The following is a 12,500-nucleotide window of genomic DNA, read 5'->3' as shown; positions in this document are numbered from 1 at the left end:
CCCAAAGGTTCCCTCAGAACGGTCGGAAATCGTTCGAAGAGTGCAAAGGCAGAAGGGAGCCTGACTGCGACACCCACAAGTGGAGCAGGGACGAAAGTCGGGCTTAGTGATCCGGTGGTACCTCGTGGGAGGGCCATCGCTCAACGGATAAAAGCTACCTCGGGGATAACAGGCTGATCTCCCCCAAGAGTCCACATCGACGGGGAGGTTTGGCACCTCGATGTCGGCTCGTCGCATCCTGGGGCTGTAGTAGGTCCCAAGGGTTGGGCTGTTCGCCCATTAAAGCGGCACGCGAGCTGGGTTCAGAACGTCGTGAGACAGTTCGGTCCCTATCCGTCGCGGGCGTAGGAAATTTGAGAGGAGCTGTCCTTAGTACGAGAGGACCGGGATGGACTGACCTATGGTGCACCAGTTGTTCTGCCAAGAGCATGGCTGGGTAGCTAAGTCGGGAAGGGATAAACGCTGAAAGCATCTAAGCGTGAAGCCCCCCTCAAGATGAGATTTCCCATAGCATAAGCTAGTAAGACCCCTTGAAGAACACAAGGTTGATAGGTCAGAGGTGTAAGTGTGGTAACATATTTAGCTGACTGATACTAATAGGTCGAGGGCTTGACCAATAATTAAAAGATTTTGGCAATAATTCATGTGCAATTTTCAGAGAACACTCTGATATCTGGTGATGATGGCGTAGAGGAAACACTCCTTTCCATTCCGAACAGGAAAGTTAAGCTCTACAGCGTCGATGGTACTGCATGGGAAACTGTGTGGGAGAGTAGAACGTTGCCAGGTCATTAAAAAGACTTAAGAATTTAATTCTTAAGTCTTTTTTATTTGTTTTTATAAATTTATAAAAACAAATTATTAACAATTTTATAAAAATATTAAAAGAAATGTTAATAATTTTAGATATCTTGTGGATAATTATTTTAAACATAACTATAAATCATATAGAAGGAGTTTAATCATTTACTTGGTTTGCTCCTATTTTTATTTACATAAAAAGTTTTACTAAGAATACTATTTAATAATTTTCATACATTTTAATATGGTATAAATTTTAAGTCATAGGAGAGGTTATTGTATGAGAGTATTAATGGTAGCATCTGAAGCAGATCCATTTATTAAGACAGGAGGACTTGGGGATGTGATTGGGGCATTACCTCAGGCATTAAATAATGAAGAAGTAGAAATAAGAGTTATAGTACCTAAATATAAAAATATGAATTATGGATTTAGTAAAAATTTAGAGTTTATAAAATATTTTTTTGTTGATGTAGGATGGAGAAGGCAATATTGTGGGATTTTTAATTGTATATATAAAGATGTAGAATATTACTTTATAGATAATGAATATTACTTTAATAGAGATAATTTATATGGATATTATGATGATGCAGAAAGGTTTATTTTTTTTAATAAAGCAGTTTTAGAATTTGTAAGAGAAATGAATTGGATACCAGATATAATACATTGTAATGATTGGCAAACTGGAATGATACCTGTTATATATAAATTTGAATATGAAAATAGAGACATGTACACAAATATAAAGACATTTTTTTCTATACACAATTTACTTTTTCAAGGAACTTTTTCACCAGAGATTTTACCAGAATTACTTGGGTATAATTATGAAGCATATTTCAATAAAAGCATAGAATTATATGGGGGAGTTAGTTTTATTAAAGGTGGTATTAATTATTGTGATCAGATAATTACAGTCAGTAATACTTATTCAAAAGAAATTCAGACTGCTGAATATGGAGAAAAGTTAGAAGGATTACTTAAGTATAAAAGTTGTGCTTTAAAGGGAATTTTAAATGGTATAGATTATGATGAGTATAATCCTGAAACTGATAAAAATATATATAAAAATTATTCTCTGCAAAATATAGGGGACAAGCAAATTAATAAAGAATGCTTACAAATGGAATTGGGATTACCTGTAAGCAAGAATATACCAGTTATTGGAATGGTATCTAGGTTAACTCATCAAAAAGGTTGTGATTTAATAATAAATGCTCTCGATAGGATACTACAAAAAAATATACAATTAGTTATTCTAGGTACTGGAGATAAAGATTATGAAGAAACTTTAAGTAAGTTCAATTATATATATCATGATAAGGTATCTGTAAATATCAAGTTTAACAATGAGCTAGCGCATAAAATATATGCTGGATCAGATTTGTTTTTAATGCCATCACTATTTGAACCGTGTGGATTAGGTCAACTTATAGCTTTGAGGTATGGCGCATTACCAATAGTAAGAGAAACAGGTGGGCTAAAAGACTCAATTTCTCCCTATGATCAATATAGTGGCTTAGGTAACGGTTTTGGGTTTAAAAATTATAATTGTAGTGAATTAATAAATATATCAGAATATGCATTAAATATTTATAATGATAAAAATATTTGGAGTTCACTTGTAGAACAGGCCATGAAATCTGATAATAGCTGGAAAAAATCAGCAAGAGAGTATAAAGAACTATATATAGATGTAATTAATAGATAATTTATCTTAGCGGAGGGAAAATTATGCTAGATATAAATAGAGATTCCTTGAAAAAGGATTATAGGAGAAAATTTTTAGAGATACATGGAAAAACATTAGAAGATGGTACAAAAGAACAACAATATGAGGCCTTAGGGGGGCTTGTTAGAGATTATATTGCAGAACAATGGTTAAATACAAATAACAGATATAAAAGTACTGGTGAAAAGCAAGTATATTATTTTTCTATGGAGTTTCTTTTGGGGAGATTACTAGGAGATTCTTTAATGAATTTAGGAATAAGAGAAATATGTAGAGAAGCTCTAAAGGATTTAAATATAAACTTAGATGAGCTTGAGAATTTAGAGCAAGATCAAGGACTTGGAAATGGTGGATTAGGTAGATTAGCTGCATGTTTCTTAGATTCAATGGCATCATTAAACATTCCAGGACATGGATGCGGCATAAGATATAAATATGGATTCTTTGAGCAAAAAATTATAGATGGGAAGCAAGTAGAAGTTCCTGATAATTGGTTAAGATCAGGGAATGTATGGGAAATACAAAAAAGAGATAAGGCTGAAGTAGTAAAGTTTGGTGGAGATGTAAAGGTTGAAACTGTAAATGGGAAGCTAATGTTTACACATGTAAACTATGAGCCTGTTTTAGCGATCCCATATGATACTCCTGTAGTTGGGTATAAAAATGAAGTTGTTAACACATTAAGATTATGGAGCGCTGAACCTGTTAGTAATGAGTTTGACTTCTCATCCTTTAGTAGAGGAGAATTTTTAAAAGCTATAGAGTATAAAAATTCAGTTGAATCAATATCTTTAGTTCTATATCCTGAAGATTCATTTTATGAAGGCAAAATGCTAAGGTTAAAACAACAGTACTTTTTTGTATCATCAGCATTACAAAGTATAATAAGATATTATAAAAAATATAATAATAATATACTTGAGTTAGATGAAAAAGTAGCAATTCATATAAATGATACTCACCCGACACTAGCTATACCAGAGCTTATGAGAATATTATTAGATGAAGAAGAATTATCATGGGAAGAGGCTTGGAGAATAACTCAAAATACAATTTCATATACAAACCATACTATTTTAGCAGAAGCATTAGAAAAATGGCCAATAAATATGTTTAAAAAAATATTGCCAAGAATATATATGATAGTTAAAGAAATAAATGAAAGATATTGTAAGGAATTATGGAATAAATATATAGGACAATGGGATAAGATATCCAGGATGGCTATAATTGGAGATGGATTTGTTAGAATGGCCAATTTAGCCATAGTGGGAAGCCATAGTGTAAATGGAGTTGCTAAGCTTCATACAGAAATACTTAAGAAAAAAGAAATGTCAGACTTCTATTATTTATATCCCAATAAATTTAATAATAAAACTAATGGAATAACTCATAGAAGATGGTTACTAAAAATTAATCCAGAATTGACGAATCTATTAAAAGAAACCATAGGTGAAGGATTTATAAGACATCCAATGGACTTAATTTCCTTCGAAAAGCACTTAAACAACAATAGCGTATTAGAAAAACTTCATAATATAAAGCTAAATAATAAAATAAAATTAGCTAATGATATATATAATTCATCAGGTATTCAAGTAGATCATTATTCAATTTTTGATGTTCAAGTAAAAAGGATACATGCTTACAAAAGGCAAACACTTAATTGCCTAAGAATAATTGACTTATATAATAAAATAATAGAAAACCCTAATATGGATATAAATCCAAGAACATTTATTTTTGCAGGCAAATCAGCTCCTGGTTACTTATTGGCAAAGAATACAATAGAATTAATTACATCTATAGCTGATAAAGTAAATAATGATCATAGGGTAAAAGATAAAATAAAAGTTGTTATGATGGAAAACTATAGAGTTTCATTGGCTGAAAAAATAATTCCAGCAACAGATTTAAGTGAGCAAATATCAACAACTACAAAAGAAGCATCAGGCACATCTAATATGAAATTTATGATGAATGGAGCATTAACAATAGCAACTTTAGATGGAGCTAATATTGAGATAAAGGATGAAGTTAAAGATGATAATATAGTAATATTTGGGCTAACTGCAAATGAGGTTTTAAATTATTATAAAAATGGTGGCTATTCATCATGGGATATATATAATAGTGATTTTAGGATAAAAAGAGTTATAGATAGCTTAATTGATGGAACTTATTCATATGATAAAGAAAAATTTAGAGTAATATATGATAGCTTACTGAAATATAATGATGAATTTTTTGTATTAAAAGATTTTGATAGTTATATAAAAGCACAAATAAGAGTAAATCAATTATATAATAATAAGTATAATTGGCAGAAGATGTGTGGAGTAAATATAGCTCACTCAGGAATATTTTCGTCAGACAGAACCATAAAAGAATATGCTACTGGAATTTGGGGATCAGATGTACTATATAAAAATTTATAGAGAAGAGCATGTATTATATAAAGATTTTTAAATTATTAAAACACCTAGTAAATTTTTTTAGAATAAGAAGTTTACTAGGTGTTTTTTAAAAAATACTATTACATAACATATAACTAAAATCTTACTCATATTTATATAAAGAAATACTTTTAGAATTTAATAAAATTAATATATAACTAAGCTAAGGGAGTAGGATAGGATGGGTAAAAAAGAAATTGTAGCAATGATTTTAGCTGGAGGACAAGGATCAAGATTAGGAGTGTTAACCAAAAGATTAGCTAAACCAGCAGTGCCTTTTGGAGGGAAATATAGAATTATTGATTTTCCATTAAGTAATTGTTCTAATTCGGGTATATATACGGTGGGAGTATTAACTCAATATAAACCATTAGAGCTAAATGCTCATATAGGGATAGGAGCACCTTGGGACTTAGATAGGAGAGATGGAGGTGTAAGAATATTACCACCATATCAGGGTGAAAAGGGTGGTAAGTGGTATAAGGGAACTGCAAATGCTATTTATCAAAATATTGAGTATGTAGATAGATATGATCCAGAGTATATACTAATACTATCTGGTGATCATATTTACAAAATGAACTATGATAAAATGCTAGAGTTTCATAAGCAAAAGGGGGCAGATGCAACAATAGCTGTAATAGATGTATCAATAAAAGAGGCAAGTAGATTTGGAATAATGAACACAAGAGAGGACTTATCAATATATGAATTTGAAGAAAAACCAAATAATCCAAAGAGTACAAAAGCATCTATGGGGATATATATATTTAACTGGAGTGTATTAAAAAGACTTCTAAAAGATGATGAAAATGACATAAACTCTAGTAATGATTTTGGAAAAAACATTATACCAAATATGTTAAGTAAGAAAATGAGGTTAGTTGCATATCCTTTTGATGGATATTGGAAGGATGTAGGTACAATAAGAAGCTTATGGGAAGCTAATATGGATTTATTAAATATAGATAATAAATTGAGTCTATATGATAACGAATGGAAAATATATTCTGAGAACATAGCAAGACCAGCACAATATATAGGGCATAATGTAGAAGTTAAAGAATCTCTTATAGTTGAAGGGTGTAATATTCAAGGGAAAGTAAATCATTCAGTATTATTTCAAGGAGTAAGTATAGGTAAAAACTCCATAATTAAAGATTCTGTAATTATGCCTGATGCAAAAATAGAAGATGATGTAATTATAAACAAAGCTATAGTTGGAAGTAATGCAATAATAAGAAGAGGATGTAAAATCGGAGACGGTAATAAAATAGCTGTTATAGCCTCTAGAGAAGAACTTAAAAGTGGGACTACATTAGAACCAGCTGAAGTATTATAAGTTAGGAGGAAAATACATGAAAGATTGTATAGGAATAATAAATTTAGATGAAAGTGAAGAGAGAGTAAGAGAGCTAATTAGGTATAACACAATATCATCAATGCCTATAGCAGGAAGATATAGAATAATAGATTTCATATTATCAAATTTAACTAACTCAGGGGTAGAGTGTATAGGCATATTTACAAAGAAGAAATCTTATTATCTTATGAAACATTTAAGTAATGGTAGACCATGGGATTTGCATAGAAAAAACAACGGATTAAGAGTTTTTAATTATAGTGAATATGATCCATTATATGATGATATACATGGATTTATAGAGAATATAGAATTTATAAAGTATAGTAGAAAAGAATATATAATAATAGCTCCTTCATATATGATTTGTAATATAGATTATAAAAAGGCTTTAGAAAATCATAAAAAGTCAGAAGATGATATCACAATTATATATAAGAAACTAAATAAGATTAATGAAAAATTTTTAAATTGTGAAGAAATAAATTTAGATAAATCAGAAAAAGTAAAATCTATAGAAAAGATTAAGTATGGAAAAGAGAACACCAATATAAATATGGAAATGTATATAATGAAAACAAGTTTCTTTATAGATATAATAAAGGATAGCATAACTACTGGTTTATATAAGAAAGTGAAGGAGTATATAGTAGATAATATAGAAAATTTAAAAGTAGGATCATATGAATTTAGTGGTTATTTAGCTTGCATAAATTCAGTTAACTCATACTTTAATACAAATATGGAAATTCTAGATGAAAAAATAAACAAGGAATTATTTTATGATAATAATCCTATATACACAAAACAAAAGGATGAAGCTCCCACATACTATTCAAAGGAAAGTCAAGTTGATAATTCAATAATAGCAAATGGATCATATATAGAAGGTAAAGTAGAAAACTGTATAATTGGAAGAAAAGTAAAAATAAAAAAGGGAGCTATAGTTAGAAATAGTATTATAATGGAGAGTTGTATAATAGAAAATAACGCCATAGTAAATAATACTATATTAAATTCAGGAAATAAAATAAATGAGAATAATATTATAAATGGATATAATAATTATCCCGCTATAAATTAATAGATAGATATATAAAAACCATATATACTGAATTTATATGGTTTTTATAATTATCTTGTATAATACATAGAACAACTACTCCACACGTATCAATATAAGAAAAAAAGAGGAAAATAAATAAATTTATAGAAAAGTTATAAAAATAACTCTATTTTAAAAAATATACTTAGAATTAAAAATAAACAACATGATATTATATTTTATGTCTTCGGGCGAGAAACATTTTCATTAAACATTAGTAATATTAAAAATATTGATAAAAAATGTTTATAAAAAAATGTTGACAAATTAGCTTGAAGATAGTAAGATAAGAAAGTCGCTTGAGGGCGACGAAGAAAATGGTCTTTGAAAATTGAACAGAATATAAGTTAAGTAAACAAACCAGCAATTCTTTTAGACGTCTTAAAATTAAGACTCAAAGTAATTTGAGCAAAGAGATTAAACTTTTTATTGAGAGTTTGATCCTGGCTCAGGACGAACGCTGGCGGCGTGCCTAACACATGCAAGTCGAGCGAGGGGAGTTTCTTCGGAAACAAACCTAGCGGCGGACGGGTGAGTAACACGTGGGCAACCTGCCTTATAGAGGGGAATAGCCTTCCGAAAGGAAGATTAATACCGCATAACATTGCTTTTTCGCATGAAGAAGCAATTAAAGGAGCAATCCGCTATAAGATGGGCCCGCGGCGCATTAGCTAGTTGGTGAGGTAACGGCTCACCAAGGCGACGATGCGTAGCCGACCTGAGAGGGTGATCGGCCACATTGGGACTGAGACACGGCCCAGACTCCTACGGGAGGCAGCAGTGGGGAATATTGCACAATGGGGGAAACCCTGATGCAGCAACGCCGCGTGAGTGATGAAGGTCTTCGGATCGTAAAGCTCTGTCTTCAGGGACGATAATGACGGTACCTGAGGAGGAAGCCACGGCTAACTACGTGCCAGCAGCCGCGGTAATACGTAGGTGGCGAGCGTTGTCCGGATTTACTGGGCGTAAAGGGAGCGTAGGCGGATTTTTAAGTGAGATGTGAAATACCCGGGCTCAACTTGGGTGCTGCATTTCAAACTGGAAGTCTAGAGTGCAGGAGAGGAGAGTGGAATTCCTAGTGTAGCGGTGAAATGCGTAGAGATTAGGAAGAACACCAGTGGCGAAGGCGACTCTCTGGACTGTAACTGACGCTGAGGCTCGAAAGCGTGGGGAGCAAACAGGATTAGATACCCTGGTAGTCCACGCCGTAAACGATGAATACTAGGTGTAGGGGTTGTCATGACCTCTGTGCCGCCGCAAACGCATTAAGTATTCCGCCTGGGGAGTACGGTCGCAAGATTAAAACTCAAAGGAATTGACGGGGGCCCGCACAAGCAGCGGAGCATGTGGTTTAATTCGAAGCAACGCGAAGAACCTTACCTAGACTTGACATCTCCTGCATTACTCTTAATCGAGGAAGTCCCTTCGGGGACAGGATGACAGGTGGTGCATGGTTGTCGTCAGCTCGTGTCGTGAGATGTTGGGTTAAGTCCCGCAACGAGCGCAACCCCTATTGTTAGTTGCTACCATTAAGTTGAGCACTCTAGCGAGACTGCCCGGGTTAACCGGGAGGAAGGTGGGGATGACGTCAAATCATCATGCCCCTTATGTCTAGGGCTACACACGTGCTACAATGGCAAGTACAACGAGACGCAATACCGTAAGGTGGAGCCAAACTATAAAACTTGTCTCAGTTCGGATTGTAGGCTGAAACTCGCCTACATGAAGCTGGAGTTGCTAGTAATCGCGAATCAGAATGTCGCGGTGAATACGTTCCCGGGCCTTGTACACACCGCCCGTCACACCATGAGAGTTGGCAATACCCAAAGTTCGTGAGCTAACCCGTAAGGGAGGCAGCGACCTAAGGTAGGGTCAGCGATTGGGGTGAAGTCGTAACAAGGTAGCCGTAGGAGAACCTGCGGCTGGATCACCTCCTTTCTATGGAGAAATCTAGTAAGCAAGATGCTTATCTAGTATAAGTTTAGAAGAAGGTTTAAACTTAACTTCTGTTCAATTTTGAAGGACCAAAATCCTTCAATATAAGATTACGTTTGTAATCTTATTGTTCTTTGAAAATTGCACATGAATAAAAACAACTTTAATTAACAACGTTAATTGAGAAGTGACAACAAGCCAAAAATATTCTTTGTGAATAACTTTGTAATTTATAAAACCATAAAGGTCAAGCTACAAAGGGCACATGGTGAATGCCTTGGCATCAGGAGCCGATGAAGGACGTGATAAGCTGCGATAAGCTTCGGGTAGGCGCACATAGCCAGTGATCCGAAGATTTCCGAATGAGGGAACTCACATGGGAAACCCCATGTATTCTGTAGTGAATAAATAGCTGCAGAAAGGTAAACCTAGGGAACTGAAACATCTAAGTACCTAGAGGAAGAGAAAGAAAAATCGATTTTCTTAGTAGCGGCGAGCGAAAGGGAAAGAGCCCAAACCAGAGATTTATCTCTGGGGTTGCGGACAGAGCATTAAATAAACTGATTTGTAACTGAAGATAACTGGAAAGTTGCTCCATAGAGTGTAATAGACACGTAAGTGAAACGAAGAAGTTTAGAGTTCTGATCCAGAGTACCACGAGACACGTGAAACCTTGTGGGAAGCAGGGAGGACCACCTCCCAAGGCTAAATACTACCTGATGACCGATAGTGAAGCAGTACCGTGAGGGAAAGGTGAAAAGAACCCCGGGAGGGGAGTGAAATAGAACCTGAAACCGTGTGCCTACAACCGGTCAAAGCCCCTTATGAGGGTGATGACGTGCTTTTTGTAGAACGAGCCAACGAGTTACGGTATGTAGCAAGGTTAAGTACTTAAGGTACGGAGCCGAAGGGAAACCGAGTCTTAATAGGGCGACTAGTTGCATGCCGTAGACCCGAAACCGGGTGACCTATCCATGGCCAGGTTGAAGCGGGGGTAAAACCCCGTGGAGGACCGAACCACGTTGCTGTTGAAAAAGCATGGGATGAGCTGTGGATAGCGGAGAAATTCCAATCGAACTCGGAGATAGCTGGTTCTCCTCGAAATAGCTTTAGGGCTAGCGTCGGATATGAGTAATGGAGGTAGAGCACTGAATGGGCTAGGGGGCATATCGCTTACCGAACCTTATCAAACTCCGAATGCCATATACTATGAGTCCGGCAGTCAGACTGCGAATGATAAGATCCGTAGTCAAAAGGGAAAAAGCCCAGATCGTCAGCTAAGGTCCCAAAGTGTAAGTTAAGTGGTAAAGGATGTGGGATTTCTAAGACAACTAGGATGTTGGCTTAGAAGCAGCCACTCATTTAAAGAGTGCGTAATAGCTCACTAGTCGAGAGATCCTGCGCCGAAAATGTCCGGGGCTCAAACTTACCACCGAAGCTACGGGTTCAAGTTTAACTTGAGCGGTAGAGGAGCGTCGTAATCGGGCTGAAGTCGTACCGTAAGGAGCGGTGGACTGATTACGAGTGAGAATGTTGGCATTAGTAGCGAGATGTAAGTGAGAATCTTACAGGCCGAAAATCTAAGGTTTCCTGGGGAAGGCTCGTCCGCCCAGGGTTAGTCGGGACCTAAGCCGAGGCCGAAAGGCGTAGGTGATGGACAATTGGTTGATATTCCAATACCACTATTATCGTTATTATCGATGGTGTGACGGAGAAGGATAGGATGTGCTAGCGATTGGAAATGCTAGTCTAAGCATTTAGGGAGTTAAGACAGGAAAATCCGTCTTAACAATTCTGAGGTGTGATGGGGAAGGCCAATTTGGCCGAAGTATCTGATTCCATGCTTCCAAGAAAAGCATCTAGAGAGAGAAGTAGTGCCCGTACCGCAAACCGACACAGGTAGATGAGGAGAGAATCCTAAGGCCATCGGAAGAATTGCAGTTAAGGAACTAGGCAAATTGACCCCGTAAGTTCGCGAGAAGGGGTGCCTGCGAGAGCAGGCCGCAGAGAATAGGCCCAAGCAACTGTTTAGCAAAAACACAGGTCTCTGCTAAAGCGTAAGCTGATGTATAGGGGCTGACGCCTGCCCGGTGCTGGAAGGTTAAGGGGAACACTTAGCGCAAGCGAAGGTGTGAACTTAAGCCCCAGTAAACGGCGGCCGTAACTATAACGGTCCTAAGGTAGCGAAATTCCTTGTCAGGTAAGTTCTGACCCGCACGAATGGCGTAATGACTTGGGCACTGTCTCAACTGCAAATCCGGCGAAGTTGTAGTGCGAGTGAAGATGCTCGCTACCCGCGATTGGACGGAAAGACCCCGTAGAGCTTTACTGTAGCTTAGCATTGAGTTTCGATATTGTCTGTACAGGATAGGTGGGAGACTGAGAAGCTAGGGCGTCAGCCTTAGTGGAGTCATCCTTGGGATACCACCCTGACAGTATTGGGATTCTAACCGGACGCCATGAATCTGGTGACGGGACATTGTTAGGTGGGCAGTTTGACTGGGGCGGTCGCCTCCAAAAAAGTAACGGAGGCGCCCAAAGGTTCCCTCAGAACGGTCGGAAATCGTTCGAAGAGTGCAAAGGCAGAAGGGAGCCTGACTGCGACACCCACAAGTGGAGCAGGGACGAAAGTCGGGCTTAGTGATCCGGTGGTACCTCGTGGGAGGGCCATCGCTCAACGGATAAAAGCTACCTCGGGGATAACAGGCTGATCTCCCCCAAGAGTCCACATCGACGGGGAGGTTTGGCACCTCGATGTCGGCTCGTCGCATCCTGGGGCTGTAGTAGGTCCCAAGGGTTGGGCTGTTCGCCCATTAAAGCGGCACGCGAGCTGGGTTCAGAACGTCGTGAGACAGTTCGGTCCCTATCCGTCGCGGGCGTAGGAAATTTGAGAGGAGCTGTCCTTAGTACGAGAGGACCGGGATGGACTGACCTATGGTGCACCAGTTGTTCTGCCAAGAGCATGGCTGGGTAGCTAAGTCGGGAAGGGATAAACGCTGAAAGCATCTAAGCGTGAAGCCCCCCTCAAGATGAGATTTCCCATAGCATAAGCTAGTAAGACCCCTTGAAGAACACAAGGTTGATAGGTCAGAGGTGTAAGTG

The 12,500-nt window shown here is 37.0% G+C and carries 4 protein-coding genes and 4 rRNA genes (2 of these 8 cut by a window edge); all 8 read left to right on the top strand.

Annotated elements, in window-relative coordinates; translation table 11 throughout:
• Positions 1 to 617, top strand: a 23S ribosomal RNA gene (locus tag ACZJV1_RS17925); it begins 2,289 nt to the left of the window's first position.
• 55 nt (positions 618 to 672) lie between these two features.
• Positions 673 to 789 (top strand): 5S ribosomal RNA (rrf, locus tag ACZJV1_RS17920).
• Between the two features lie 292 nt (positions 790 to 1,081).
• Positions 1,082 to 2,515, top strand: a complete 1,434-nt coding sequence (gene glgA / locus ACZJV1_RS17915; protein WP_463650958.1) for a glycogen synthase GlgA — start codon at positions 1,082 to 1,084, stop codon at positions 2,513 to 2,515.
• 23 nt (positions 2,516 to 2,538) lie between these two features.
• The gene (locus ACZJV1_RS17910; RefSeq protein ID WP_463650957.1) at positions 2,539 to 4,974 is read left to right on the top strand and encodes a glycogen/starch/alpha-glucan phosphorylase; all 2,436 of its coding nucleotides are present in this window, start codon (positions 2,539 to 2,541) and stop codon (positions 4,972 to 4,974) included.
• 199 nt (positions 4,975 to 5,173) lie between these two features.
• On the top strand, positions 5,174 to 6,334 hold the full coding sequence (locus ACZJV1_RS17905; RefSeq protein ID WP_411169160.1) for a glucose-1-phosphate adenylyltransferase: 1,161 nt from the start codon (positions 5,174 to 5,176) through the stop codon (positions 6,332 to 6,334).
• A 16-nt stretch (positions 6,335 to 6,350) separates the two neighbouring features.
• A complete protein-coding gene (glgD, locus tag ACZJV1_RS17900; RefSeq protein WP_463650956.1) occupies positions 6,351 to 7,439 on the top strand; it encodes a glucose-1-phosphate adenylyltransferase subunit GlgD in 1,089 nt (362 codons plus the stop codon).
• Between the two features lie 446 nt (positions 7,440 to 7,885).
• Positions 7,886 to 9,401: ribosomal RNA gene (locus ACZJV1_RS17895) — 16S ribosomal RNA — on the top strand.
• Positions 9,402 to 9,643: 242 nt separating this feature from the next.
• Positions 9,644 to 12,500, top strand: a 23S ribosomal RNA gene (locus ACZJV1_RS17890); it runs 49 nt beyond the window's last position.
• The 16S and 23S rRNA genes sit together here, the layout of an rRNA operon.

The organism is Clostridium sp. LS3 (genome assembly GCF_055330225.1).
This window is presented reverse-complemented; position numbering and strand designations above follow the sequence as displayed.